At 49.2% G+C, this 23,368-nt stretch carries 28 protein-coding genes and 1 tRNA gene; 25 read left to right on the plus strand and 4 right to left on the minus strand.

The genetic code is table 11. The annotated features are described in order from the left end of the window. Window positions 1-31: 31 nt before the first annotated feature. Entirely contained in the window at window positions 32-1,093 is a 1,062-nt protein-coding gene (locus tag ASG24_RS13130) for a hypothetical protein (RefSeq protein WP_055872134.1), read from the minus strand. Between the two features lie 360 nt (window positions 1,094-1,453). On the opposite strand from ASG24_RS13130, the gene ASG24_RS13135 reads away from it, so the two are divergent. The 19 genes from ASG24_RS13135 to xerD all read left to right on the plus strand — a co-directional run bounded on the left by ASG24_RS13135 (window position 1,454) and on the right by xerD (window position 15,000). Further along, the gene (locus ASG24_RS13135) at window positions 1,454-2,182 is read left to right on the plus strand and encodes a YebC/PmpR family DNA-binding transcriptional regulator (protein WP_055872135.1); all 729 of its coding nucleotides are present in this window, start codon (window positions 1,454-1,456) and stop codon (window positions 2,180-2,182) included. Window positions 2,183-2,208: 26 nt separating this feature from the next. Beyond that, window positions 2,209-2,769, plus strand: coding sequence for a crossover junction endodeoxyribonuclease RuvC (gene ruvC / locus ASG24_RS13140; protein ID WP_055828745.1), 561 nt, complete (start codon window positions 2,209-2,211; stop codon window positions 2,767-2,769). After that, window positions 2,766-3,341 carry a Holliday junction branch migration protein RuvA gene (gene ruvA, locus ASG24_RS13145; RefSeq protein WP_055872136.1) on the plus strand — a complete coding sequence of 192 codons (576 nt, stop codon included), beginning with the start codon at window positions 2,766-2,768 and terminating at the stop codon, window positions 3,339-3,341. The genes ruvC and ruvA overlap by 4 nt, the downstream gene beginning before the upstream one ends. Window positions 3,342-3,509: 168 nt before the next feature. Beyond that, window positions 3,510-4,556 carry a Holliday junction branch migration DNA helicase RuvB gene (gene ruvB, locus ASG24_RS13150; RefSeq protein ID WP_055872187.1) on the plus strand — a complete coding sequence of 349 codons (1,047 nt, stop codon included), beginning with the start codon at window positions 3,510-3,512 and terminating at the stop codon, window positions 4,554-4,556. Then, a complete protein-coding gene (ybgC, locus tag ASG24_RS13155; RefSeq protein WP_055872137.1) occupies window positions 4,543-4,953 on the plus strand; it encodes a tol-pal system-associated acyl-CoA thioesterase in 411 nt (136 codons plus the stop codon). Before ruvB ends, ybgC begins: the two co-directional genes overlap by 14 nt. Further along, on the plus strand, window positions 4,950-5,636 hold the full coding sequence (tolQ, locus tag ASG24_RS13160) for a protein TolQ (protein WP_055828737.1): 687 nt from the start codon (window positions 4,950-4,952) through the stop codon (window positions 5,634-5,636). Before ybgC ends, tolQ begins: the two co-directional genes overlap by 4 nt. A gap of 11 nt (window positions 5,637-5,647) precedes the next feature. Continuing rightward, on the plus strand, window positions 5,648-6,040 hold the full coding sequence (locus ASG24_RS13165; RefSeq protein ID WP_055828735.1) for an ExbD/TolR family protein: 393 nt from the start codon (window positions 5,648-5,650) through the stop codon (window positions 6,038-6,040). A gap of 19 nt (window positions 6,041-6,059) precedes the next feature. Continuing rightward, window positions 6,060-6,875 (plus strand): TonB C-terminal domain-containing protein, encoded by an 816-nt coding sequence (locus tag ASG24_RS13170; protein WP_055828732.1) that lies wholly within the window; start codon window positions 6,060-6,062, stop codon window positions 6,873-6,875. A 60-nt stretch (window positions 6,876-6,935) separates the two neighbouring features. Continuing rightward, on the plus strand, window positions 6,936-8,282 hold the full coding sequence (gene tolB / locus ASG24_RS13175; protein WP_055872138.1) for a Tol-Pal system beta propeller repeat protein TolB: 1,347 nt from the start codon (window positions 6,936-6,938) through the stop codon (window positions 8,280-8,282). A gap of 44 nt (window positions 8,283-8,326) precedes the next feature. Further along, window positions 8,327-8,878: a peptidoglycan-associated lipoprotein Pal gene (gene pal / locus ASG24_RS13180; RefSeq protein WP_055872139.1), complete on the plus strand. Its 552-nt coding sequence runs from the start codon at window positions 8,327-8,329 to the stop codon at window positions 8,876-8,878. Window position 8,879: 1 nt separating this feature from the next. Beyond that, a complete protein-coding gene (locus ASG24_RS13185) occupies window positions 8,880-9,728 on the plus strand; it encodes a YbgF trimerization domain-containing protein (RefSeq protein ID WP_235562425.1) in 849 nt (282 codons plus the stop codon). Window positions 9,729-9,810: 82 nt separating this feature from the next. Next, window positions 9,811-10,452 (plus strand): 7-carboxy-7-deazaguanine synthase QueE, encoded by a 642-nt coding sequence (gene queE / locus ASG24_RS13190; protein WP_055872140.1) that lies wholly within the window; start codon window positions 9,811-9,813, stop codon window positions 10,450-10,452. Window position 10,453: 1 nt separating this feature from the next. Beyond that, on the plus strand, window positions 10,454-11,167 hold the full coding sequence (gene queC / locus ASG24_RS13195) for a 7-cyano-7-deazaguanine synthase QueC (protein ID WP_235562426.1): 714 nt from the start codon (window positions 10,454-10,456) through the stop codon (window positions 11,165-11,167). A gap of 93 nt (window positions 11,168-11,260) precedes the next feature. Continuing rightward, a complete protein-coding gene (gene rpsP, locus ASG24_RS13200) occupies window positions 11,261-11,713 on the plus strand; it encodes a 30S ribosomal protein S16 (protein ID WP_055872141.1) in 453 nt (150 codons plus the stop codon). A gap of 22 nt (window positions 11,714-11,735) precedes the next feature. Continuing rightward, window positions 11,736-12,287 carry a ribosome maturation factor RimM gene (rimM, locus tag ASG24_RS13205; RefSeq protein ID WP_055872142.1) on the plus strand — a complete coding sequence of 184 codons (552 nt, stop codon included), beginning with the start codon at window positions 11,736-11,738 and terminating at the stop codon, window positions 12,285-12,287. A 47-nt stretch (window positions 12,288-12,334) separates the two neighbouring features. Continuing rightward, window positions 12,335-13,069: a tRNA (guanosine(37)-N1)-methyltransferase TrmD gene (gene trmD / locus ASG24_RS13210; protein WP_200937019.1), complete on the plus strand. Its 735-nt coding sequence runs from the start codon at window positions 12,335-12,337 to the stop codon at window positions 13,067-13,069. 41 nt (window positions 13,070-13,110) lie between these two features. Next, entirely contained in the window at window positions 13,111-13,500 is a 390-nt protein-coding gene (gene rplS / locus ASG24_RS13215; RefSeq protein WP_055872143.1) for a 50S ribosomal protein L19, read from the plus strand. Between the two features lie 103 nt (window positions 13,501-13,603). After that, the gene (locus tag ASG24_RS13220) at window positions 13,604-14,083 is read left to right on the plus strand and encodes a methylated-DNA--[protein]-cysteine S-methyltransferase (RefSeq protein ID WP_055872144.1); all 480 of its coding nucleotides are present in this window, start codon (window positions 13,604-13,606) and stop codon (window positions 14,081-14,083) included. Between the two features lie 2 nt (window positions 14,084-14,085). Continuing rightward, entirely contained in the window at window positions 14,086-15,000 is a 915-nt protein-coding gene (xerD, locus tag ASG24_RS13225) for a site-specific tyrosine recombinase XerD (protein ID WP_055872145.1), read from the plus strand. Between the two features lie 140 nt (window positions 15,001-15,140). On the opposite strand, the gene folB is transcribed toward xerD, so the two are convergent. Then, complete coding sequence (folB, locus tag ASG24_RS13230; protein WP_055872146.1) at window positions 15,141-15,491, minus strand: dihydroneopterin aldolase; 351 nt, start codon at window positions 15,489-15,491, stop codon at window positions 15,141-15,143. A 116-nt stretch (window positions 15,492-15,607) separates the two neighbouring features. Here folB and plsY point away from each other — a divergent pair, with 116 nt between their 5' ends. Beyond that, window positions 15,608-16,225, plus strand: a complete 618-nt coding sequence (gene plsY / locus ASG24_RS13235) for a glycerol-3-phosphate 1-O-acyltransferase PlsY (protein WP_055872147.1) — start codon at window positions 15,608-15,610, stop codon at window positions 16,223-16,225. 1 nt (window position 16,226) lies between these two features. Here plsY and tsaD read toward each other — a convergent pair whose 3' ends face one another. Continuing rightward, window positions 16,227-17,249, minus strand: a complete 1,023-nt coding sequence (tsaD, locus tag ASG24_RS13240; RefSeq protein WP_055872148.1) for a tRNA (adenosine(37)-N6)-threonylcarbamoyltransferase complex transferase subunit TsaD — start codon at window positions 17,247-17,249, stop codon at window positions 16,227-16,229. A 138-nt stretch (window positions 17,250-17,387) separates the two neighbouring features. Between tsaD and rpsU the strand changes: the two genes are divergently transcribed. From rpsU to ASG24_RS13265, 5 genes are all read left to right on the plus strand, one after another. Then, entirely contained in the window at window positions 17,388-17,600 is a 213-nt protein-coding gene (gene rpsU, locus ASG24_RS13245; RefSeq protein WP_055828694.1) for a 30S ribosomal protein S21, read from the plus strand. 130 nt (window positions 17,601-17,730) lie between these two features. Next, window positions 17,731-18,174 (plus strand): GatB/YqeY domain-containing protein, encoded by a 444-nt coding sequence (locus ASG24_RS13250; RefSeq protein WP_055828692.1) that lies wholly within the window; start codon window positions 17,731-17,733, stop codon window positions 18,172-18,174. An 80-nt stretch (window positions 18,175-18,254) separates the two neighbouring features. Continuing rightward, complete coding sequence (gene dnaG / locus ASG24_RS13255; RefSeq protein WP_055872149.1) at window positions 18,255-19,994, plus strand: DNA primase; 1,740 nt, start codon at window positions 18,255-18,257, stop codon at window positions 19,992-19,994. A gap of 158 nt (window positions 19,995-20,152) precedes the next feature. After that, window positions 20,153-22,099, plus strand: a complete 1,947-nt coding sequence (gene rpoD / locus ASG24_RS13260; RefSeq protein WP_055828686.1) for an RNA polymerase sigma factor RpoD — start codon at window positions 20,153-20,155, stop codon at window positions 22,097-22,099. Between the two features lie 20 nt (window positions 22,100-22,119). Beyond that, window positions 22,120-22,198 (plus strand) — tRNA-Ile (locus tag ASG24_RS13265). Window positions 22,199-22,268: 70 nt separating this feature from the next. On the opposite strand, the gene ASG24_RS13270 is transcribed toward ASG24_RS13265, so the two are convergent. Then, window positions 22,269-23,267, minus strand: a complete 999-nt coding sequence (locus ASG24_RS13270; RefSeq protein ID WP_055872150.1) for a tyrosine-type recombinase/integrase — start codon at window positions 23,265-23,267, stop codon at window positions 22,269-22,271. Between the last annotated feature and the right edge of the window lie 101 nt (window positions 23,268-23,368).

The following is a 23,368-nucleotide window of genomic DNA, read 5'->3' on the forward strand; positions in this document are numbered from 1 at the left end:
CATGCGGGCTTTTTCCATTAAATGATGGCTATCAAGCCAGTTCGTGCAAGCCGTTGTTGACTCCACCCAGCAGGTTGCCGAGTACTGAACCCAGGTCGCCTACTGCATGTGTTAAATCACCTACTGCATGTGTCAAGCCGGCAGTCACGGCTGGTGTTGTTGCAGTAATGTCGCCCGCCGCAGCAATCACGCCATCCAGCAAGCCATCGGCAGTTTCAAACAGTACGTCCGCAACATTCAGCACTTCCCCGGTGACACCTTGAGTCACGCCGGTAACGGTATTGACCACACCATTCACATCCAGCAAACCTGTGACATTGCCCAGCAAACCACCGACATCCACCTGGCTGGTCACATTATCCACCACATTAGTGACGCTACCCAGCAAACCGCTGATATCAACAAGGCCGGTTGCACTATCAAGCAAATTGCCGACGGTTTCTGGAGCACCTGCTACTACACCTGAAACGGTGCCAACCACGCCACCTACTGCAGTTGTGATATTTTGTGGTGCGCCATCGCCGGCACCATTCACGAGTGCTGCGATTTCTGTGGTGACATCGGTCAACAAAGTACCCACTGTGGCGGTCGCGCCATTCACAGTAGCGCCTACAGTGGTGGCTGTCTGATCCAGAAGCGTGTTTGTGGCATGCACTACGTCACCAACGATATTGTTGACGGTACCTACAACGGCTTCAACATCTACCAGGCTGGTGGTACTTCCGACCACCTCACCAAGGGTGGTAGTTGTGTTGGCTAGCACGCCTGTAACGTCTTCCAGCAAGTCTCCGGTGCCCGCCACCACATCGCCAACCAAAGCAGTGGTGCCGTTTACCAGCGTACCTACTTCTGCGACACTATGGCCGACGGTTTGGTTAACGGTATTGACTACGCCACCTACAGTACCTGTCACTGTGTTCACTAAACCTCCCACATTTAGCAGGCTGCCGGTACTGCCGAGTAAATGGTCGACGGCGTTATCCACTGGAGTAATGACTTGCGGAAGTATGCTATTCAACTTCGCCTGGGTGCCATCAATCACATCATTGACAGTGCCAAACAATCCGAAAGTCAGGGTTTTAAGTAATGCCATACACTTCTCCTTAATTTGTTTTCTTTACTTCTCCAAGCTTTATAGCGATATTTATCATTAATAAAAAACCGCAATAAAAATCCCCTTGTAAGAATATTCAGCGTCTTTAAATACAAAGGGAAACAAATACTAACATTTCTTTATAAACAAAAAAAACCAGTTTTGCATATGTAAATGCAGAAGTTTTGGCGTTGGAAAATCAAACACTGGTGGTTTGATTTGGACTTGTGGTTATCAATATATGAAGGATTGCCCAGCATTATGATTGTGGGGGGACAATGAAAATCCGGTGCGTGCGCTGTGGTAAAATCGCCACTTTTAAGAAACAACCATTGCTGCATAGACTGATAAGGACATTACATGGCGGGACATAGTAAATGGGCCAATATCCAGCACCGTAAAGGTCGCCAGGATGCCAAACGCGGAAAAATATTCACCAAGTTAATCAAGGAAATCACGGTATCAGCCAGGCTGAGTGGTGGCGATATCGCCATGAACCCGCGCCTGCGTGCTGCCGTGGCTGCCGCTAAAGAAGAGAACATGCCTTCTGACAATATCACGCGTGCCATCAAAAAGGGCACCGGTGAGCTGGAAGGCGTGAATTACGAAGAAATCCGTTATGAAGGTTATGGCATCAACGGCGCTTCTATTATTATTGATTGCCTGACCGATAACAGGCAGCGTGCGGTGATGGATGTGCGGCATGCGCTGACCAAACATGGCGGTAACCTCGGTACGGATGGCAGCGTGGCGTTTATGTTCAAGCACTGTGGCCAGCTGGTATTTGAACCGGGAGTTTCCGAAGATGCTGTGATGGAAGCTGCCCTGGAAGCCGGTGCTGAAGATGTGATTACCGATGAAGATGGCAGTATTGAAGTCATCACCGCACCGAATGATTTTGTGACGGTAAAGGAAGCATTGGAAGCCGCCGGCCTGAAAGCAGTGATGGCGCAAGTGACCATGAAGCCACTCAATGAAGTGGTATTTACCGGCGAGGATGCGGTGAAAATGCAAAAAATCCTCGATATGCTGGAAGACCTGGATGATGTGCAGGATGTCTATACTTCCGCAGTGATTGAAGAGAGCTAGTTGACTTTTCCAGCGGCACATCTGCCATGACCATGCAGCGTATTCTAGGCATAGATCCCGGCCTGCGCGTCACTGGTTTTGGCGTGATAGAAGCCGTTGGTGGCAAGTTGAGTTATGTCAGCAGCGGCGTGATTAAAACGGCATCTGCCAAAAAGAGTGTCGCTGGCGAAGCAGAAAAAGAAGCTTTGCCGGAGCGCTTGAAGGTAATTCTGGATGGTTTGTTTGAAGTGATCGATACCTATCAGCCCACCCAGGTGGCGATTGAAAAAGTATTTGTAAATGTGAATCCGCAATCGACGTTGTTACTTGGCCAGGCGCGTGGCGCGGCGATTTCAGCAGCGGTCATTAAACAACTGTCTGTTGCGGAATATACCGCATTACAAGTGAAACAATCTGTGGTCGGAAACGGGCACGCCCAAAAAGAGCAGGTGCAGGAAATGGTCAAGCGCCTGTTAAAACTCCCTGCAAACCCAAGCCCGGACTCGGCGGATGCGCTGGCTTGTGCCATCTGCCATGCGCATGGTGGGCAAGGCCTGGGTGCACTGGCAACGACCGGACTCAGGGTCAAAAATGGAAGGTTAGTATGATTGCGCGTCTGAATGGTCGTCTGCTGGAAAAATCACCGCCGCTGATTGTGGTGGATTGTAATGGCGTAGGCTACGAAGTCGAGGTGCCAATGAGCACCTTTTATAACCTGCCTGAGCTCGGCCAGTCGGTGCAATTGCTGACGCATATGGTCGTGCGTGAAGATGCGCAATTGCTATATGGTTTTGGTAGCGAGCAAGAGAAAAACACCTTCAAGCAGTTGCTTAAAGTGAATGGCATAGGCGCCAAATCGGCGCTTTCTATTTTAAGCGGTGTCAGCGTCAATGATTTAATGCTGGCAGTCAGCCAGCAAGAAGTGGCTATGCTCACTCGTGTGCCTGGCATTGGTAAAAAAACCGCGGAGCGCTTGTTGCTGGAATTAAAAGACAAGTTTGTGGTGACCGGCTCCACTTCGGCGCAGCCGGTGGCTAAAGCGGCCACCGACGATATCCTGAATGCGCTGGTGGCGCTAGGTTACAACGAGCGCGAAGCGACAGCGACGATCAAATTGCTCGAGCCGGGTGTCGGTGTCAGTGATGGTATACGCCAGGCACTGAAATATCTTTCCAAATAATCCACAAAAAACCAAACCAAGGCTTGCATCAGCGGGCGCCTGTAATAGTCAGGCGCGCCATGGTATGATGCATAAAAAATAACTTCTTAAATTAGCGGCAATGAAGTCCTGCACTGATTAAATTTGCATTGACACTATGTGTTCCATGACCTCATCACCGACCATCCCATGATAGAAACCGATCGACTTGTCGCTCCTGCCACAATCAGCGTGCAGGAAGAAGCGCTGGAACGTGCGCTTCGGCCGAAAGTGCTCGACGAATACGTCGGCCAGGAAAAAGCACGCGGTCAACTCGAGATTTTCATCAATGCCGCACGCGGCCGCCAGGAAGCACTTGACCACGTGCTGCTGTTCGGCCCGCCGGGGCTAGGTAAAACCACCCTTGCCCATATCATCGCCAAAGAAATGGGCGTTAATCTGCGCATGACTTCTGGCCCGGTGCTTGAGCGCGCGGGCGACCTGGCAGCGTTGCTGACCAACCTCGAACCCAATGATGTGCTTTTCATCGATGAAATCCACCGCCTGAGCCCGGTGGTGGAAGAGATTCTGTATCCGGCGATGGAAGATTACCGTCTGGATATCATGATTGGTGAGGGCCCGGCGGCGCGTAGTGTGCGCCTGGATTTGCCGCCATTTACTTTGGTGGGCGCGACTACCCGTGCCGGCATGCTGACCAATCCGCTGCGGGACCGTTTCGGTATCGTCGCAAGATTAGAGTTTTACAGCCACGACGAACTGGCCAAGATTGTGGCGCGTTCAGCCAATCTGCTGGAAGTTGAAATGCAACAGGCCGGTGCTGTCGAAATAGCGCGCAGAGCGCGTGGTACACCTCGCATAGCCAATCGCCTGTTACGGCGGGTGCGCGATTACGCACAAGTAAAATCCGACGGTATAGTCACCAATGTGATTGCTGATGCTGCCTTGAAAATGCTCGATGTCGACCAGCAAGGACTGGATGTGATGGATCGCAAATTGTTACAAGCGGTGATAGAGAAATTTGGCGGTGGCCCGGTAGGCCTGGATAATCTTGCTGCCGCGATCGGCGAGGAACGCGATACGATTGAGGATGTGCTGGAGCCTTACCTGATTCAGCAAGGCTATATGATGCGCACGCCGCGTGGCCGCGTCGCCACCTTGTTAACCTACCAGCATTTTGGATTAAAAGCGCCTGCCAGCATGGTCAGCGGCGAGTTATGGCAAGATGGCGGACAGTAGACCATTTGAATTTCCCGTGCGGGTCTACTACGAAGATACGGATGCCGGCGGCGTGGTGTACCACAGCCAGTATCTGAACTTTATGGAGCGTGCGCGGACTGAATGGTTGCGCGGCCTGGGTTTTGCCCAGGCCGCGTTGCGACAAAATGAGCAGGTGTTATTTGTTGTGCACAGCATGCAAATACAATTTAAGAAGCCAGCGAGGCTGGATGACGAGTTAACAATTGTTTCGCAGGTCACTGAAATGCGGCTTGGCAGTTTTAGCTGCCAGCAACAGATTATGCGGGACGAATTGGTTTTATTAGAAGCACAGGTGAAAGTTGCCTGTGTAGACGCGGATTCATTTAAACCCACGGGTATTCCGGCCCGTATCAAAATAGCACTGGAGTCTTCATGAATGTAACAAACGATATGTCGATTTTTACCCTGGTGAGCGGGGCGAGTTTGCCCGTCCAGGTGGTCATGCTGATTTTATTGCTGACCTCGCTGGCATCCTGGTGGTATATCTTCATTAAAGTGTTTTCATTAAAGGCCGCCGCTGAAAATGTCGATCAATTTGAAGCACAATTCTGGTCTGGTGGTGACTTGAACGAGTTATATGAGCGCATAGGCTCAGGGCGCAAGGTGCCTCAAGGCATGGCCAGTATTTTCCAGGCCGGTTTAAAAGAATTTATCCGCCACAAACAGCAGAAAGATGCGCAAAAAGACGCAGAAATCAGCGATGTGATGGAAGCGACACGCCGCGCCATGCGCGCAGCGTATAACCGCGAACTCGATTACCTGGATTCGCATTTGCCTTTTCTGGCATCAGTAGGTTCAGTCAGTCCGTACATCGGTTTGTTCGGAACGGTGTGGGGCATCATGAATTCTTTCCGTGGATTATCTAATGTGGCACAAGCTACGCTGAGCCAGGTAGCGCCAGGTATTGCAGAGGCATTAGTGGCGACAGCGATTGGTTTGTTTGCTGCGATTCCAGCGGTGATTGCTTATAACCGTTTTGCAGCTAACGTAGATCGACTGCTGGTCCGTTACGAAAGCTTTATGGAAGAATTTACCAACATTTTGCAACGTAGAGCCTGATTGGAGCGCTTATGAGCAGAACGCGTAAACGGCGCATGATGAACCAGATCAATGTTGTGCCCTACATTGATGTGACGCTGGTATTGCTGGTGATTTTTATGGTGACCGCGCCGATGACTAATCCTGGCATGGTTGAATTGCCAAAAGTCGGGCAGGCGTTGAAACAAAGTGGTGATCCGATTGTGGTGACCGTCTTGAAAGAAGGCACCGTGACCATGGATGGCAAGGAGATGGAGCGGGATGACATGCTGGCATTGATCCGTCAGAAGTTATCCGAATCAGAAAAACCAGTCGTGGTTTCTGCCGATAAAAATACGCCTTATGGTGAAGTGGTTTCTGTGATGGATTTGTTGAAACAGGCACAAGTCAACCAGGTTGGCTTGCTGTTCCAGAACGAAAAATAAGCGGCAGGTCGCATATTTAATGAAAATCTCACATTCACCACAAGATCAGATATTCCGCAGACGTGCAGCGATATTGTCTGTGCTGATGCATATCGCGCTATTTCTGGCGATGGTTTTTATGATCGACTGGAAAGCCGTGCATGTGAATCCTTCGGTAATGGAGGCGACGTTATGGGATAGTTTACCCAGCAAGACGCCGCCTAAGCCTGCGCCAGAACCACCAAAGCCGGAACCGCCTAAGCCTCCTGAGCCAGAACCAGAGCCTAAGCCAAAACCACCAGAAAAAGTCACGCCGCCAGAGCCGCAAGTGAATAAAGCGGAACAAGAAGCGGAAATTGCACTCAAAAAGCGGGAAGACGAGAAAAAACAAAAGTTAGAGGAAGAGAAAAAGAAAGAAGAAGAGAAGAAAAAGCAGGAAGAGAAACTGAAGAAAATTCAGGAAGCTTTACGTAAGGAAGAAGCAGAAGAAAAGCTGAAGAAAGTGCAGGATGCCATGCGGCAGCAGGATCTGGATGCACAAGCTGCCGCGACCGGACCAGTGGATCCTTCTGTTTTAAGCTATTACGTCGGGCTCATGAATCGTAAAATCAGGAGTAACGTCAACCCTGGTCTGTGCCCTGTTTCAAATCCTCAATTGTTGTTTGACATACAATTGACCAATACTGGTGATTTATCCGGTATGCCTAAGATGGTTAAAGGTTCTGGCGACACGGTTTGTGATGATGCTGTTTTCCGCGCCATTGTGGCAGCTAAACCGTTTGATTTACCTGATGACCCGGCAGTGCGTAAAGCATTGCTGGAGTTGTTACATTTGAAATTTAAACCGCGCGGTTAGCGTCGAAATGACGTTGGCCGGGCTTTTCGCTATAATTCTTCATATAACAGGCAATTTAAAGTGAATAATATTGTAACCATGACAAGAGTTAAAAGCCGCCTGATAGATAATCGTTGGGCATTAATCAATGCGTTTTGCGCCAGTATCCTGGTGTGGATGTTTGCAAATCCTGCTCAAGCTGCGCTTGAAATCGAGATTAGCGGTGGTAGCGCCATCCAGATTCCTATTGCAATTTTGCCATTGAACGAGCCTGCCAATGTACAAGGCAAAAGCCGTCTTCATGAAATCATCAGCAATGATTTAAAAGGCAGCGGTATGTTCCGTGTGCTGAACACCAGCGGCGTGCCTTCATTGCCTACGACGGCTGCACAAATCAAATATACCGACTGGACTGCACTCAAGGCACAGGGCTTGAGTATTGGTGAAGTGCAGCAAACAGCCAATGGTAATTTGAAAATCAATGTACAGGTGATGGACGTTTTGCGCCAAACACCTTTGTTGCAATCTACTTATACTGTTTCTCCTAGCCAATACAGGCACGTTGCACATTTAATTGCTGACCAGATTTATGAAAAATTCACCGGCCAGCCAGGCGCTTTTGCCACACGTATCGCGTATGTCACCAAAGCAGGTAAGCGCTTTACGCTGCAAATTGCTGATTACGATGGTTTTAATGCACAAACCCTGGTGTCTTCAAATGAACCGATTATTTCACCAGCATGGGCACCTGACGGCAGCAAAATGGCTTATGTGTCTTTTGAGAAAAAGAAACCTATCGTTTTTGTGCAATCACTTTATACCGGCGAGCGCAAAGTCGTTGCCAACTTCAAGGGTAATAACAGTGCACCAGCGTGGGCCCCGGATGGCAGTAAACTGGCGGTAGTGTTGACGTATGGCGCAAACTCTCAGATTTACACTATCTCGGCTGATGGCTCAAACCTGCAACAAGTAACCAAGAGCAGCTCGATTGATACTGAGCCTGCTTTCTCTCCAGATGGCCAGTTCATTTATTTCAGTTCAGACCGTGGCGGACGCCCGCAGATATATAAAGTGCCTGCTTCTGGTGGTTCAGCTTCACGCGTGACATTTGAAGGGGGTTACAACGTGAGTCCGCGTTTTTCACCTGATGGGAAATACCTGACCTACATCCGCAATGATGGTGGTTCGTTCAAAGTTGCTGTACAAGATCTTGGTTCTGGAGACGTCAAGCTGCTAAGCACTGGCTCACAGGATGAATCTCCAAGCTTTGCACCGAATGCACGCACGATCATGTATGCAACGCGTGTGGGTGGAAAAGGCACGTTGGCGACAGTGACAGTGGATGGCCTGGTAAGGCAGCGTTTATCTGAAGCTGGTGGTGATATTCGTGAACCTGCCTGGGGACCTGCGCAAGCGGCACCCAAGTAGGTATGGATGAATTTTAGTTTTGTAACTCAATTTAAGGAGAAAGTATGAACAATAATATCTGGAAAATCGCAGCTCTCGCATTGGTATTGACAGCTTGTAAAAGCACCCCAATGAACCCGGCAAAAGTTGAAGATTCAAGCGTGACTAAGCCTATTTCAAACTCACAGAACAATGGCAATGATGGTTCTGCTGGTACTAACAAAATTGATATCAAAACGGTTGATGTTGATAGCGGCAAAGATCAGTTAAGCGCGGCTGAACTGGCTAAACGTCAAATCTTCTTTGATTACGATAGCGACGCAATCCGTTCAGAGTACAAAGAACTGGTAGCTAACCACGCCAAATATCTGGCTGCACATCCACAAACCAAAGTAGTACTGCAAGGTAACACTGATGAGCGTGGTACACATGAGTACAACCTGGCACTGGGTCAACGTCGTGCTGTAGCTGTAAAAAATGCCTTGAACGTATTGGGCGTTAGCGATAACCAGATCGAAACTGTTAGCTACGGTGAAGAGCGCTCCAAGCAGAATTGTGGTGACGACGATTGCTTCCAGCATGACCGTCGCGTAGATGTTGTTTATGCAGGCCAATAATTTGCGTAAAGCAATTTCAATTGCCTTACTGGGGCTGACTGTTTCGGCAGTCAGCCATGCGGCGCTGTTTGATGATGCTGAAGCCAGGAAACGTATTCTTGAGTTAGAGAATAAGCAGGCCTCCGAGCATGATGCGCAGCAAAAATCGATTGGTGATTTGACGCGCATTCAGCAATCTCTGGATAAAAGGGTGCAAAGCCTGGAAGCGCTAATCAATGGCAAAGGTCTGCTGGATATGCAGAACCAGCTTGAACAAATCCGGCAGGATGTCGCGCAGTTGAAGGGTGACCTCGAAGTCGTCAACCATCAATTGGAGGATATGCGCACCAAGCAAAATGCGCAGTACACCGATCTGGATGCCCGTGTCAAAGGTCTTGAGTCGCTGGCACAGCAGGTTTCCGGGCAGTTAGGTGTTGCTGTGCCCGGCGCAGCCGGTAGTGATGCCAATAAGCCATCTGATGCATCCCAGCAGGAGGCACGTGCTTTTTCTGAAGCGGAGTCGCTTAACCAGGCAGGTAAATACAAAGAGGCGTTTACTGCATATGACAACTTTTTGAAAACCTACTCTGGCAGTAAATTGGCGCCCGATGCATTGTATGGCATGGGGTATACCCAGTTTGCGCTCAAGAGCTACAAATCTTCAGTGGCAACCCAGCAAAAGTTCCTGGAAAACTATGCTTCGCATCCGCTGGCACCTAATGCCATGCTCAGTCTGGCCAATAGCCAGATTCAGTTAGGCCAGATACCAGCAGCCAAGAAGACATTAAAAGAGTTGATTGCTGCCCACCCTTCAGCGGAAGTAACGCCTAGCGCGCAAAAACGCCTGAAGGTGCTTGAAAGCATTAAATAGTAGTTTGCATGATTGAAATTGCCTTATTTCGGCGATAATAACGGGCAGATAGCAATATCTGCCCGTTTACTTTATTACTCCCATGACCACACTCAGAATTTTCGAAATCTTTTATTCTTTGCAGGGCGAAAGTTCGCGTGTCGGCTTGCCGACGGTCTTCATTCGTCTAACAGGTTGCCCGTTGCGGTGCGTGTATTGCGATACTGAATACGCGTTCAAAGGCGGCAGCAATATGACGCTGGACGAGATCATGCAGCAGGTTGAGCAGTATGGCACGCGCTATGTCTGTGTCACAGGTGGCGAGCCATTGGCGCAAAAAAGCTGCGCTGATTTGCTGACCAGATTATGCGATTCTGGCTATCGGGTTTCCCTGGAAACCAGCGGTGCCATGGATTTGACGCCGGTAGATCAAAGAGTAAAAGTCATTATGGACGTGAAAACTCCGGGTTCCGGCGAAATGCTGAAAAACCGCTGGGAGAATCTGCCGTTGCTTAAAGTCGGCGATGAGGTGAAATGGGTTATCTGTAGCCGTGAAGATTATGATTGGACCAGGCAAATGATGGCCGAACAGCCGTTCCCTGCGGACTGTGATCATTTGTTCTCCCCAAGCTTTAATCAAGTGAGTGGCGAGACCCTTGCCGGCTGGATATTGCAGGACCAGTTGCATGTCAGAATGCAACTGCAATTACATAAAATCCTTTGGGGCGAGAAGCAAGGGGTGTAAGTTGACAGACCTGAATCAACACAACAATTCAACCGGACAAAAACCCAAAGCCGTTATTTTGTTATCTGGCGGGCTGGATTCGACCACCGTGCTGGCGATTGCGCAATCTCAGGGGTACGAGTGCTATTGCCTGAGCCTGGATTATCACCAGCGGCATAATGTCGAATTGCTGGCTGCGCAACGCGTCGCCACAGCGTTAGGCGCAGCCGAACATAAAACCGTGCAACTGGATTTATCCTTATTTGGCGGCTCCGCGCTCACCGATAATGCCATTGCCGTGCCTGAGCAAGAAACGCAAGGTATCCCGGTGACCTATGTGCCGGCGCGCAATACCATCATGCTGTCATTGTCACTGGCCTGGGCAGAGGTGCTGGAAGCGCATGATATTTTTATCGGCGTGAATGCGCTCGATTATTCGGGTTACCCTGATTGCCGCGGAGAGTACGTGAAAGCATTCCAGCAAATGGCTAACCTGGCGACCAAGGCTGCCGTGGAAGGGCAGCCGATCACGGTGCATGCGCCGCTGATCGATATGACTAAAGCGGATATTATCCGCACGGGCCACGCTTTAGGCGTGGATTACGGACTGACGGTTTCATGCTACCAGGCAGATGATGCCGGGGCGGCTTGTGGGGTATGTGATTCCTGCCGGTTCCGCAAAACAGGTTTCGGACAGGCCGGTGTCGAGGATCCCACGCCTTACCGCAATAGCTGATTAAGTAAGTGAAAAACACTTGCCAGTTCGCGTATTCATCAAGTATAATCCGCGCCTTTCTGCTAAGAATTCATTTTTAAGAGAACAAAGATTATGGTCGTTATTCGTTTATCACGCGGTGGTTCTAAGAAGAACCCGTTTTACAGCGTAGTTGTGGCAGATTCCCGCAACCGTCGTGACGGTCGTTTCGTAGAGCGCATCGGTTTCTACAATCCATCAGCGCGTTCTGGTGCAGAAGGCCTGCGTATCAATGAAGAGCGCGCGCAATACTGGATCGGTACCGGTGCTCAAGTGTCTGACACTGTTGCACGTCTGGTTAAATTCCACGCTAAAGGCGTTGATGGTATGGCTGCTGCCAAGGCTAAAGACGCTGCTAAAGCGGATGCTGCCAAGGCGAAAAAAGAAGCGGATGCTGCTGCTAAAGTAAAAGCTGAAGCTGACGCTGCTGCTGCAGAAGCCGCTGCCAAAGAAAAAGCTGAAGCAGCCGCAAAAGCTGAAGCGGATGCCGCTGAAGCCGCAGCTGCTGAAACACCAGCTGCTGAATAATTTTTCTTACGCCTGATCTCATATGGCGTTTGAAGATATGGTTGTAATGGGGCGCATTGTCGCCCCATATGGCGTTTATGGGTGGCTGAAAGTTGTGCCCGATACTGAGTATCTGGATGGCTTGCTGGATTATGAAGCCTGGTGGATAGGCAAAGCGCCAAACTGGCGTGAATGTTCGGTTGAACAAACCAAAATCCACAACGACGTATTGCTGATCAAGCTGGCAGGCGTCGCAGACCGCGATGCTGCATTTAGCCTGAAAGGGCAGCAAATTGCGGTACCACGCGCAGCACTACCAGAACCTGACGAAGGTGAGTATTACTGGTCTGACCTGATAGGCTTGCATGTCACCAATACGCAAGGTGTCGTGTTCGGCAAAGTCACCCAGGTGTTTGAAACCGGTGCCAACGATGTGCTGGTCGTGCGTGAAGACCAGCCTACCAGCGTCAAGGGTAAAGATGGTAAGTTGCATGAGGAATACCGCGAGCGGCTGATTCCTTTTACCAGCGACGCAGTACCGGATGTGAATATAAAAGCCGGTACGGTGCTGGTTGATTGGGATGCAGATTTTTAAAAGGCGTCCGAAATATTGGAAAGCCGGAAATGAAAGGTAGTCTCATGATGCAGATTGAAGTCATCAGTTTGTTTCCTGAGATGTTTACAGCACTGACAGAGCACGGCATTACCAGTCGTGCCAGACAGCGTGGTTTGTATCAGTTAAACCTGAATAATCCACGCGAATATACACATGATGTGCATCATACGGTCGATGACAGGCCGTATGGCGGTGGCCCCGGCATGGTGATGATGGCTGAGCCACTGGCAGCAGCGATTAAAGATGCCAAGGCAAGCTTGCAGGCAAAAGGGTTAACGCCCAGGGTGATTCATCTGTCACCACGAGGAAAGCCACTCACACATGAAAAAGTGATGGCGCTCAAAGATAATCAGGGGCTGGTGTTATTAGCCAGCCGCTATGAGGGAGTGGACCAGCGTGTGCTGGAGTCACTGGTAGATGAGGAAATCTCTATCGGTGATTATGTGTTAAGCGGTGGCGAGTTACCGGCCATGGTATTACTGGATGCGATTATCCGCCAGTTACCAGGTGCGCTAGGGGACGCTGATTCAGCGCAGGAAGATTCGTTTGTGAACGGCCTTCTGGATTACCCGCACTACACACGACCTGAAGTATTTGAAGGATTAGCGGTGCCAGCCATTTTATTGTCTGGTCACCACGCAAAGATTAGACAATGGCGGTTACAACAATCGCTGGTGCTAACAAGGGCTAAACGCCCGGATTTACTTGCCGCAAGGCAGTTGACGAAGGAAGAGGCTAGGCTACTCAAAGATGTGGAGTAGGAACGAGCTCTTTACAATTAAAAGGAACGAAAGGAAGTAACATGGCAGACATTATCAAAATGTTAGAGCAGGAAGAAATTGCCCGCTTGAACAAAACGATCCCTAGCTTTGCACCAGGCGACACAGTCATCGTAGGTGTGAACGTGGTTGAAGGTACACGTAAACGTGTGCAGGCTTACGAAGGCGTAGTCATCGCCAAGCGTAACAGAGGCCTGAATTCTTCATTTATCGTACGTAAAATCTCATCAGGTGAAGGTGTAGAGCGTACATTCCAGACTTACTCCCCACAAATCGCTTCTATCGAAGTGAAACGCCGTGGTGACGTTCGTCGTGCTAAACTGTACTACCTGCGTGAACGTTCAGGTAAATCCGCACGTATTAAAGAGAAACTGGTTGCACGCGAGAAAGAAATCGCGGCAGACAACTCCTAATTCAAGCGTTGCAGAAAAAGCCCTTCTTTTGAAGGGCTTTTTTATTGCCATATTCTTGCTATAGCTGGTTGCGCCAGGTTCAAGATTAACGTTAAATACATGCATGAAAAGTCTTGTTGATGAACTTGATGCTTTAATCCCTGCACCATTTGGTTTTGTGGGTGTACGTAGTGATGAGAAGGGCGAGATACTTCAATTCCTGCTGCATGCCTTGCCGGTGAAATTCAACCCTAATCCGCGTGCGCAAGCAGTTGCCGATCAAGTGGCGGCTTATCTTGAAAATCCGCACATGGCCTGGCAGCCCATTCAGTCCAGTCATGGTACCCCTTTCCAGCAGCGAGTCTGGCAAGCCATGCGTACGATTCCTGTGGGTGAAACCTGGACCTATAGCCAATTGGCTGCAGCTGTTGGTTCCGGGCCGCGTGCCGTTGCCAACGCCTGTGGGGCCAACCCGTTGCCTTTGTTTAATCCATGCCATCGTATTGTTGCCAGTAATGGCCTGGGTGGGTTCATGCAGGGTATAGACGGAGGCCTGGAAATCAAGCGCTGGCTGTTAACGCATGAACAGCGCGCAAAAAAATAACAATGCGGCAAAAAAAACAAAGTATGGCAATAACAGCTTTTCCTGAAGTTGATAGCTTCATTGATCAATTATGGCTGGAAGATGGCCTGTCACCCAACACGCTTGCAAGTTACCGCAATGACCTCAAAGGCTTTGCCGAGTGGGTCAGCAAACGCACATTGACGTTATGGGAGGTGCAATCACACCAGGTGCAGGAGTATCTGGCACATCGTTTCCCGCTGGTCAAAGTCAGGAGTATCAACCGGCTGATTGCCACCTTGCGCCGGTTTTACCGCTATGCCTTGCTGGCAAACCTGATTAAACAAGACCCGACGCTACATATAGAAGCGCCAAAAATGCCCAGGCAGTTACCCAAAACCATGAGTGAATCGCAAGTGGAAGATTTGCTGCATGCCCCGGATGTGAATACACCATTGGGTATCCGTGATCGGGCAATGCTGGAATTGTTATATGCCAGCGGCTTGCGGGTTTCTGAATTGGTCAATGTCAGTGTGGCGGAAATCAGCACACAGGATGGCGTCGTGCGTGTCACAGGTAAAGGTAGCAAGACCAGGTTGGTGCCTATGGGGCAAGAAGCTGCGGAGTGGATTGATAGATATCTGGAATATGCGCGGGCAGAAATCCTGGGGAACCGTCTCAGTGATGCCATGTTTGTCACTAATCGCGGCGCTGCAATGACACGGCACGCTTTTTGGCATTTGATCCAGCGTTATGCTTTACAGGCGGGTATTACCCAGCATATCAGCCCGCATGTATTGCGTCATGCGTTTGCGACGCATTTGCTGAATCATGGTGCGGATTTGCGGGTGGTGCAGATGTTGCTGGGGCATGCGGATATTTCTACTACGCAGATTTATACGCATGTGGCGAGGGAGAGGTTGCAGCAGTTGCATAAGATGCACCATCCGAGAGGGTAGACGAGTTCTGATCAGGATTGTGGTTAGATCTGGGTGTTAATCTTCCGGAAGAGTTTAAATAGGTATTCTTCAGATACTCAACATTCTTTTTCCGCCTAAAAGCGACATAAAACGTTTAGAAATGCTTAGATAATCAAGATTTAAGCTGTCCGATAAAGCGTCACCCCCAACGCCTTCAGCCCCGGCAATATTCCCGGCTTGCTCACCTTTAGCTTCACATTCTGCGCCTTAAACTCTTGCAAAACCAACTGGCAAACATGCTCCCCCAGTGCTTCCACTAACTTAAAGCTACGCTCTGCTAAAGTCTCGCGAATACGCCCTACCACCTGCCCATAATCAATGGTGTCTTCAATCGCATCACTCTGGCAGGCCTTACTAAAGTCATAACCAATTTCAATATCCAGAATCACGGTCTGTGGTACGGCACGCTCCCACTCGGGTACGCCAAGTTTGGTTTGTACTTTGACTTGTTCAAGAAAAATCGTGTCCATCACTATGCGTCCTTTGTTATTTCCGCGCGGGCCGGAATCCAGTATGATTCGGCATCATACAACATCACGCAGTGGCTGGCACAAAGCGCACTGCGCATCTCCTGAGAGTTTTAAATATGAGCGAATTTGGTTTTGGGTTTGAGCTGGAAGCAATCATCTGGGTAGTAGCGGCCTACTTAATCGGTTCGATTGCTTTTGGCATTATTGTCAGCAAATTATATAAGTTACCGGACCCGCGTTCAGTAGGTAGCGGCAATATCGGCGCGACTAATGTGGCCCGTAGCGGAAAGAAATCAGCGGCTATTTTGACCTTGTTGGGCGATGTGTTTAAGGGCTGGTTGCCGGTCTGGCTGGCGTTACATGCAGGTATGCTGATGGATGTGGTGGCCTTGGTTGGCCTGGCCGTATTCTTGGGGCATCTATACCCGATTTACCATAAATTCAAAGGCGGTAAAGGTGTGGCCACAGCGTTGGGTGTGATGATTGCGTTTTCAGGCTGGTTGGCGTTAAGTGTTGTCGCCGTGTGGTTGGCGGTGTTTTTAATCAGCAGAATTTCTTCATTGTCAGCCTTGGTGGCAGCCGTATTATCGCCAATTATTGCCTGGCAGTTTTTGTCGCCTTATCCGGTCTATGTGGCTGTAGTGGTGGTAATGGCGGCGTTTTTACTGATTCGCCATCAATCCAATATTGAGAAATTACTGGCGGGTACTGAAACACGCTTTGGTAAAAAGTAATTTAAGCAGGTGCTTTGAGTTCTGCTAAATCCCAGCGGGGCCGCACGCTAAAGCTATAATCTGCTGTCTTTTGTTGCATGGCATGCAGGCGCATGGCACCGGCAAAGGCGATCATGGCGCCGTTATCAGTACAGAATTCCAGTCTTGGGTAGCTGACACTCGCACCACGTTTCAATGCTGCCTCGTTCAGGCGCTCACGCAGGCGTTTGTTGGCACCTACACCGCCTGAAACCACCAGTCTTTTCAGCTTGGTCTGCTTGAGCGCTTTCATGCATTTAAGCGTCAAAATCTCGGTCACTGATTCCTGGAACTCCCAGGCAATATCTTGCACGGTTTCCGCATCCAGTTGTGGCTGGTTATTAACTAATGTGAGCACTGCCGTTTTCAGGCCGCTGAAACTGAAGTTCAAATCAGGGCTGGTAAGCATAGGCCTTGGCAGCTGGAAGCGAGGCTTTCCCAGCTCGGCAAGTCTCGATAACGCTGGTCCGCCTGGATAGCCCAGCTTCATTAATTTTGCTGTCTTATCAAATGCTTCACCGGCAGCATCATCTAGGGTATCGCCCAGCAATTCATATTCCCCGACGCCATCTACGCGCATCAATTGGCTATGGCCACCAGAGACCAGTAAGGCAACAAAGGGGAAAGCTGGCGGATTTTCCTCCAGTAACGGGGCAAGCAAATGGCCTTCCAGATGGTGTACGCCGACTGACGGCACATTCAAGGCAAACGCCAGTGATTGCGCAATGCTGGTGCCAACCAGTAAAGCGCCGGCCAGACCTGGGCCTTGCGTATAGGCAATGCCTTGAATGTCCTGCAAAGTTTTGTCTGCCTGCGCGAGGACCTGCTGTGTCAACGGTAGAGCACGGCGGATGTGGTCGCGCGAAGCCAGCTCAGGCACTACGCCGCCGTAAGCGGCATGCATATCAATTTGCGAGTGCAGCGCATGGGCCAGCAAGCCGTGACGTGTATCGTACAAAGCGACGCCGGTTTCGTCACAAGAGGATTCAATGCCTAACACCAACATTAAAAAGGAACTCGCATATGATTTTTTACAGAAAAGATTGATAAATCCAGATAAGCGCGATAGAATACGCGGTTTTCAGTGCTGCATCAATCCGCAAGCACCTTAGTCTAACCAATAATTGTAAGGATAGGGATTTACATGACCGCTATTCGTGTGAAAGAGAACGAACCGTTTGACGTTGCATTGCGCCGCTTTAAGCGTTTGATTGAAAAAACTGGTTTGTTGAACGACTTGCGTGCACGCGAGTTCTACGAAAAACCAACCTGGGAACGTAAACGTAAAGCTGCTGCTGCGGTTAAACGTCAGTACCGTCGTCTGCGCAACCAACAGTTGCCAACAAAACTCTATTAATTTCTAGGGTATGTTTTGCGGTTAACCAGTGGCTGGGGTTAACTGAATATTGCAAAGGTTGTGGCGTGCCACAACCTTTAGCTATTTCTGTAGCCGGTATTTTTCGTCAGTCTGTTTAATGGAAACGCATATGAGCTTGAAAGCACAAATCACCGAAGATATGAAAACCGCCATGCGTGCCAAGGATACGGCCAAGCTGGGTGTGATTCGTCTGATACTGGCGGCCATCAAGCAACGCGAGGTTGATGAGCGTATCGAGATGGATGATGCAGCTGTGATTACCGCGATTGAGAAGATGCTTAAACAGCGCCGCGATTCAATTGCGGCTTTTGAGAGTGCTGAGCGTCACGATTTAGCTGACCAGGAGAAGTTTGAAGTCACCGTGTTGCAAACGTATTTGCCGGCGCAGATGAGTGAAGAAGAAATTAAGGCCATTATCGCTAAGGTAGTGGCTGACACCGGCGCCGCTGGCGCCAAAGATATGGGCAAAGTGGTCGGTGCTGTGAAACCGCTGGTTGCAGGTAAAGCGGATATGGCGAAAGTATCCGGCTTGATTAAAGCTGCTTTAGGCTAAGTTTGCAGCCGGTTGCAAAAGAGTTAGAGGGCGCATTGGCGCCCTTTGTTTTTTGCTCCGCATAAGCGATACTTCCATTTATGATCCCCGAAAGTTTTATTCAAGAACTGCTCAATCGCGTAGACGTTGTCGAGGTCATCGATAAGGCGGTTCCATTGAAAAAAGCCGGGGCGAATTACTCGGCATGTTGCCCGTTTCATAACGAAAAATCCCCTAGTTTTACTGTAAGCCCAACCAAGCAGTTTTATCACTGCTTTGGCTGCGGTGCCCATGGGTCTGCACTAAGCTTTCTGATGGAATACAACGGGCTGAGTTTCATTGAAGCGATTCATGATTTGGCCAGGCAAGTCGGCATGATTGTGCCGCAAGAGCAACGCGATCCTAGCCAACCAGAGCCCCCCAGCAAAGCAGTGATGCTGAGCTTGCAAGAGACTTTGCAACAAGCTGCCGTCTTTTATAAAGCTGAGCTTAAAAAATCACCACGCGCAATTGAGTATTTAAAAGGACGTGGCTTGAGCGGGCAGGTGGCAGCCAAATTCCAGGTGGGTTACGCACCTGCCGGTTGGCAAAATCTGCAAACGATATTCCCAAATTATGAGGCAGAAGCACTCGAAATTGCCGGGTTGGTCGTGCAGAACGAGCAGGGGCGTCGTTATGATCGTTTCCGCGACCGAATTATGTTTCCGATTCATAATCAGAAAGGTGAAGTCATCGGTTTTGGCGGGCGTGTGATTAACCCTGAAGATACACCTAAATATTACAACTCCCCGGAAACGCCTTTGTTCCAAAAAGGCCATGAGCTATATGGCTTGTTTATGGCGAGGCGCGCCATTCGTGATGCAGGTCGTGTGCTGGTTGTAGAGGGCTACATGGATGTGGTGGCGCTGGCGCAATACGGTATTGAATATGCAGTGGCAGCGCTGGGCACAGCGACTACACCGTTTCATATCGCCAAATTAATGCGGCAGACCGACGAAATAGTTTTCAGTTTTGATGGCGATAAAGCCGGGCGCACAGCGGCCTGGCGCGCGGTGATGAATGCCTTGTCTGCGATTAAAGATGGCCTGAAATTGCGCTTCCTGTTTCTGCCTGCCGAACATGACCCCGATAGTTTTGTGCGTGAATTTGGCAAAGAGGCATTTGAGGCAGAAATGGATAAAGCGATGCCGCTTTCGCAATATATTATCCAGCATTTGAGTGAGCACAATCCGATGGCGTCGCAGGAGGATAAAGTGCAATTCCTGAATGAGGCCGAGCCTATTCTCAAACAGATCCAGGCACCGCGGTTTTCCATGTTGTTACGTAAAAAAGTCGCCGAAATGACCGGCTTAGGTCAAGCTGAAATGCAGCGCATGCTCAAGTTGCCGAATCCGACAAAGAAACAGGAAAAAGCACCGCGACAGCGTTCAAGAACGCCATTGTCATTGCATTTGCGACTGGCGTTGATATTGCTCATGCGTCCGCAATGGGCGCGGCACGATTTGCTCGATCAGGTGTTGGGCGAGAGTGATGAGGAGCATATGTTGCGTGAAGTCGTCAAAGCATCGATCGCGCACTCTCAGTCACACCCGGTCGTATTGTTGCAAATAGTGAGTCAGGGTATTTCAGAAGTCTTGCGCAATCAGTTACATAGAGAATTGTCTTTGCTGGATGAAAGCCTGGACTTCACACTTGAATTTGAGGGGGCGTGTACCCAATTATCCGATATGGCGCTAGCTGCGAGAGACAAATCGCTGCTTGGTAAACTCACAGAAAAACCGTTTTCTACACTCTCAGACGCTGAACGAGAGTCCTTACGGCAGTTAACCAGCAAGCGCTAACCTGTTTTTCCTAATACCCACAAAAACAGTCATGGGTATGCTTAAAGAAAATGCAAAAATCAGGTAAAATGTAGGGTTTCCCGTAATGTTATAGCGAGCGACGTGTCAGAAGGTGTGGTCGGCGCTCGACAACAATCATTTTAGAGGTGGAATCGGCCATGGCCAGACCAAAAGCAGATAAAAGTTTAGACAAAGAGCTCGGAATCAAAGAAGCCGAATCCCCTAAAGACCCGGCCACGCAGGCCATGGATGCAGAAGCGCGCCGTACCCGACTGAAAACCCTGATTGTTCTGGGTAAAGAGCGCGGTTACCTCACCTACGCCGAAATTAATGACCACTTGCCGGATGATGTGCAAGACTCCGAGCAGATCGAGAGCATTATCGGCATGATCAACGACATGGGTATCCAGGTGTATGAAGAAGCGCCTGATGCCGAAGTGTTGCTGATGTCAGACGCACCGCCAGCCGTGACTGATGAAGATGCTGCTGAAGAAGCTGAACAAGCTTTGGCAACGGTTGATTCAGAGTTTGGCCGTACTACCGACCCGGTGCGTATGTATATGCGCGAAATGGGTACGGTTGACCTGCTGACACGTGAGGGCGAGATTGAAATTGCCAAGCGTATCGAAGATGGCCTCAAGCATATGGTGCATGCGATCGCCGCCTGTCCAACCACCATCGCCCAGTTGCTGGAGATGGTAGATAAAGTTGAAAAAGACGAAATGAGCGTCGACGACCTGGTCGATGGTTTGATTGATAGCGATTTGGGCCTGGATGACGCGCTGGCTGCTGTTGAAGCAGAGGAAGAAGAAGGCGAAGAAGAGGAAGACGAAGAAGAGGAAGATGATGAAGCCAAGGCTTCTTCCATGTCTGCCGAATTGCTGGCAAAACTCAAAGAAGAGGTGCTCAACCGCTTCGCCGTAATTCGTTCTCACAATGCCAAGATGAATGAAATCCGTCAGGCTAAAGGGACACAAAACGACGAGTATAAAACCCTGCATCAGCAAGTGCTTGATGAGCTGACCACGTTCCGTTTCTCAGCTAAGCAAGTTGAAGCCTTGTGTGACCAGGTGCGTAACATGGTTGAAGAAGTGCGCTCTCACGAACGCAAGATCATGGAGTTCTGTGTAGACAGAGCGGGCATGCCGCGTCAGCAATTTATCAAGAGTTTCGTTGGTAACGAAATCAACATGAACTGGCTGGATGGCGAGTTGGCCGGTAATCCTGCTTACGCAGAGCGCCTTACACGCTTTACCCATTCAATTCTGGATCAGCAAGAGCGTTTGCAAAACCTGCAAATTCGTGTTGGGTTGCCGATCAAAGAGCTGCGCGACATTAACAAACAGATGACCACCGGCGAAGCACGTGCCCGTCGCGCCAAGCGTGAAATGATCGAGGCTAACTTGCGCCTAGTGATTTCGATTGCCAAAAAGTACACCAACCGTGGTTTGCAGTTCCTCGATTTGATTCAAGAGGGCAACATCGGGTTGATGAAGGCGGTAGATAAGTTTGAATATCGTCGCGGTTACAAATTCTCGACCTATGCAACATGGTGGATCCGTCAGGCGATTACGCGTTCTATCGCTGACCAGGCGCGTACGATTCGTATCCCGGTACACATGATCGAAACCATCAACAAGATGAACCGCATCAGCCGTCAGATTCTGCAAGAGACTGGCCTGGAACCTGATCCGGCGACCCTGGCTGAGAAAATGGAAATGCCGGAAGAAAAAATCCGCAAAATCCTGAAGATCAGCAAAGAACCGATCTCGATGGAAACGCCGATTGGCGACGACGAAGACTCCCATTTGGGCGACTTTATCGAAGACAACACCACACTGGCACCAATGGATGCTGCGGTGTACGCCAGCCTGCGTGATGCAACAAGCGAAGTGCTGGAGTCACTGACTCCGCGCGAAGCCAAAGTGTTACGCATGCGTTTTGGTATCGAAATGAACACCGACCACACGCTAGAAGAAGTGGGCAAACAGTTTGACGTGACCCGTGAACGTATCCGTCAGATCGAAGCAAAAGCGCTGCGTAAATTGCGTCATCCAACACGCTCCGAGCGCCTGCGCAGCTTCTTAGAAAACGGACAAGATTAGTTTATAATCACTCGCTTTCCGGCCCCTTAGCTCATGCTTGGTTAGAGCAGCGGACTCATAATCCGTTGGTGCTGTGTTCGACTCACAGAGGGGCCACCAATAAAATCAAAGGGTTACGTTAATTCGTAACCCTTTTTTATATTTGCAGTTCAACAAAAGTTCAACGGACTTATAACTTGGATAGCGGGTTAAGGGTTAATGTTTCTTGCAAATGCTCTGGAGAAAGATGAGCGTAGCGCATTGTCATTACAAGACTGGAGTGGCCAAGAATCTTTTGTAGTGCGATTATATTTCCGCCATTTATCATGAAGTGACTGGCGAAACTGTGTCTTAGAATATGAGTCAGTTGACCTTCGGAAAGCTTTAGATTCGTCTCCTCTAATGCCTCTCTAAAAGCTGAGTAAGCTGAAGAAAAAATTCTATTCTCAAGTTTATAAGTTTTATGATGTTCAAGGAGTTGTGATTCGAGTCCCTTGGAAATAGGAATGGATCTAGCTTTGGAGGATTTTGTATTCACATACTGTATGAGACCTTTCTTCACTTGAGATATACGTAAAGCCTCTGCCTCTCCCCATCTGCTGCCTGTTGCTAAGCAAACTTTAGTGATTAGTAATACATGTGGGTTCTTGGATAATTCTAAGCGTCTTAATAGTTGTTGGATTTGTGGAAGCGTCAAATATGAGAGCTCTTGTTCTTGAATTTTAAAAGCTCTGAGCTGAGCAAGAGGATTGTCCTTCTTCCAGTTGCCCAAGCGAATGTTCTCATTGAAAACGGCCCTTAAGTAGGCATGTTCTCTATTTATTGTGTTTGGTGTGATGCCAGCGTCAATTCGTTTAATTCTGTATTGTGCAAATTGTTCAGTGGAAAAGGTTTCTGCTTTGGGATGACCCATTGAGCTACACATAGTTAACAACAGAGTTTTTCGTCTAAAACCGTCATTCAACTCAATACCATGGTACTGATACCAGGTTTCAACTAGGTCTTTTAAATATCTAGTGTCTTTCTTTTGGGGAGTCCAATCAGATGACTCTTGAATCTTAGCTTGAACAAAACGCTCCCAAGCAATGGCTTTTGCTTTTGTTCTAAATGTTTTTTTAACTCGCTTGCCAGATCTGCCGCCTGGTTGGATGTCTACTTGCCATCCAGTCTTTACTTGATTGATCGCCATAATTTTTGCCGGATTAAAGTACTCATTGATCAACAATATCTTACTGTGAGTAACTTCATAAAATCGGACAAATAAATATATATAAAAATATTTAATGCAAA

The sequence above is a fragment of the Methylophilus sp. Leaf414 genome, assembly GCF_001425425.1.
GTDB lineage: Bacteria > Pseudomonadota > Gammaproteobacteria > Burkholderiales > Methylophilaceae > Methylophilus.

Coding starts and splice junctions, on each gene's coding strand:
- ASG24_RS13130 (WP_055872134.1), bottom strand. CDS start 1,093: ATGGCATTACTTAAAACCCTGACTTTCGGATTGTTTGGCACTGTCAAT.
- ASG24_RS13135 (WP_055872135.1), top strand. CDS start 1,454: ATGGCGGGACATAGTAAATGGGCCAATATCCAGCACCGTAAAGGTCGC.
- ruvC (WP_055828745.1), top strand. CDS start 2,209: ATGACCATGCAGCGTATTCTAGGCATAGATCCCGGCCTGCGCGTCACT.
- ruvA (WP_055872136.1), top strand. CDS start 2,766: ATGATTGCGCGTCTGAATGGTCGTCTGCTGGAAAAATCACCGCCGCTG.
- ruvB (WP_055872187.1), top strand. CDS start 3,510: ATGATAGAAACCGATCGACTTGTCGCTCCTGCCACAATCAGCGTGCAG.
- ybgC (WP_055872137.1), top strand. CDS start 4,543: ATGGCGGACAGTAGACCATTTGAATTTCCCGTGCGGGTCTACTACGAA.
- tolQ (WP_055828737.1), top strand. CDS start 4,950: ATGAATGTAACAAACGATATGTCGATTTTTACCCTGGTGAGCGGGGCG.
- ASG24_RS13165 (WP_055828735.1), top strand. CDS start 5,648: ATGAGCAGAACGCGTAAACGGCGCATGATGAACCAGATCAATGTTGTG.
- ASG24_RS13170 (WP_055828732.1), top strand. CDS start 6,060: ATGAAAATCTCACATTCACCACAAGATCAGATATTCCGCAGACGTGCA.
- pal (WP_055872139.1), top strand. CDS start 8,327: ATGAACAATAATATCTGGAAAATCGCAGCTCTCGCATTGGTATTGACA.
- queE (WP_055872140.1), top strand. CDS start 9,811: ATGACCACACTCAGAATTTTCGAAATCTTTTATTCTTTGCAGGGCGAA.
- rpsP (WP_055872141.1), top strand. CDS start 11,261: ATGGTCGTTATTCGTTTATCACGCGGTGGTTCTAAGAAGAACCCGTTT.
- rimM (WP_055872142.1), top strand. CDS start 11,736: ATGGCGTTTGAAGATATGGTTGTAATGGGGCGCATTGTCGCCCCATAT.
- trmD (WP_200937019.1), top strand. CDS start 12,335: ATGCAGATTGAAGTCATCAGTTTGTTTCCTGAGATGTTTACAGCACTG.
- rplS (WP_055872143.1), top strand. CDS start 13,111: ATGGCAGACATTATCAAAATGTTAGAGCAGGAAGAAATTGCCCGCTTG.
- ASG24_RS13220 (WP_055872144.1), top strand. CDS start 13,604: ATGAAAAGTCTTGTTGATGAACTTGATGCTTTAATCCCTGCACCATTT.
- xerD (WP_055872145.1), top strand. CDS start 14,086: ATGCGGCAAAAAAAACAAAGTATGGCAATAACAGCTTTTCCTGAAGTT.
- folB (WP_055872146.1), bottom strand. CDS start 15,491: ATGGACACGATTTTTCTTGAACAAGTCAAAGTACAAACCAAACTTGGC.
- plsY (WP_055872147.1), top strand. CDS start 15,608: ATGAGCGAATTTGGTTTTGGGTTTGAGCTGGAAGCAATCATCTGGGTA.
- tsaD (WP_055872148.1), bottom strand. CDS start 17,249: ATGTTGGTGTTAGGCATTGAATCCTCTTGTGACGAAACCGGCGTCGCT.
- rpsU (WP_055828694.1), top strand. CDS start 17,388: ATGACCGCTATTCGTGTGAAAGAGAACGAACCGTTTGACGTTGCATTG.
- ASG24_RS13250 (WP_055828692.1), top strand. CDS start 17,731: ATGAGCTTGAAAGCACAAATCACCGAAGATATGAAAACCGCCATGCGT.
- dnaG (WP_055872149.1), top strand. CDS start 18,255: ATGATCCCCGAAAGTTTTATTCAAGAACTGCTCAATCGCGTAGACGTT.
- rpoD (WP_055828686.1), top strand. CDS start 20,153: ATGGCCAGACCAAAAGCAGATAAAAGTTTAGACAAAGAGCTCGGAATC.
- ASG24_RS13270 (WP_055872150.1), bottom strand. CDS start 23,267: ATGGCGATCAATCAAGTAAAGACTGGATGGCAAGTAGACATCCAACCA.